3 protein-coding genes are annotated in these 1,023 nt (G+C 47.4%); all 3 read left to right on the top strand.

All coding sequences use genetic code 11. The features are described from left to right. Positions 1-47: 47 nt before the first annotated feature. The gene (gene rpsE / locus A3763_RS01595) at positions 48-548 is read left to right on the top strand and encodes a 30S ribosomal protein S5 (RefSeq protein ID WP_068508544.1); all 501 of its coding nucleotides are present in this window, start codon (positions 48-50) and stop codon (positions 546-548) included. A 4-nt stretch (positions 549-552) separates the two neighbouring features. After that, the gene (rpmD, locus tag A3763_RS01600; protein WP_068508545.1) at positions 553-738 is read left to right on the top strand and encodes a 50S ribosomal protein L30; all 186 of its coding nucleotides are present in this window, start codon (positions 553-555) and stop codon (positions 736-738) included. Position 739: 1 nt separating this feature from the next. Beyond that, the coding region (rplO, locus tag A3763_RS01605; RefSeq protein ID WP_068759835.1) for a 50S ribosomal protein L15 at positions 740-1,023 on the top strand (284 nt) is incomplete at its 3' end.

Here is a 1,023-nt window from a genome sequence, read left to right on the forward strand (position 1 = left end):
GCTGACGCTGCGCGTGAAGCCGGATTAGAGTTCTAAGGGGCATTACGATGAGCGTAGAAGACAAAAACGGTCCAGAGCTACAGGAAAAACTTGTACAAGTTAACCGTGTAGCAAAAGTTGTTAAAGGTGGTCGAATCTTCGGTTTCACAGCACTAACTGTTGTTGGTGATGGTGCAGGTCGTGTAGGTTTCGGTCGTGGTAAAGCGCGTGAAGTTCCAATCGCTATTCAAAAAGCAATGGATGCAGCTCGCAAGAATATGGTTGACGTACCTCTTAGCGGTACAACCTTGCAATATCCTGTAACTGCAAAGCATAGTGGCTCTAAGGTCTATATGCAGCCTGCTTCAGATGGTACTGGTATCATCGCTGGCGGCGCAATGCGCGCAGTGCTAGAAGTCGCAGGGATTCAAAACGTACTTGCTAAGTGCTACGGCTCTACAAACCCAGTTAACGTTGTTCGCGCAACAGTTAAAGGTTTGAGTGCAATGAAGTCACCAGAAGACGTTGCTGCTAAGCGCGGCAAGTCTGTAGACGAAATTACAGGATAAGGTCATGGCTAAGAAAACAATACAGGTTACATTGTACCGTAGCCCGATTGGTCGCTTACCTGCTCATAGAGCGTGTGTTACCGGTCTTGGTCTACGTAAGATTGGTCAGACTGTAGAGCTGGAAGATACACCTTCAGTTCGCGGTATGGCTAACAAAGTTAACTACATGGTTAGGATTGAAGGAGAATAAAATGCGTCTTAATTCAATAAGTCCAGCTCCTGGATCAAAGCCTACAGCTCGACGTGTAGGTCGCGGTATTGGTAGTGGTTTTGGTAAAACTTGTGGTCGTGGCCACAAGGGTTTGAAGTCTCGTTCTGGCGGTTCTGTAGCGCCAGGTTTCGAGGGTGGTCAGCAACCTCTAGCACGCCGACTTCCAAAGTTCGGTTTCAGTTCACGTCAAGCTAAGTACTCTGCTGAAATTCGTTTGAACGAATTAGCAGCTGTCGAAGCTGATGTTATCGACTTGGATGCGTT

Source organism: Oleiphilus sp. HI0128 (assembly GCF_001635365.1).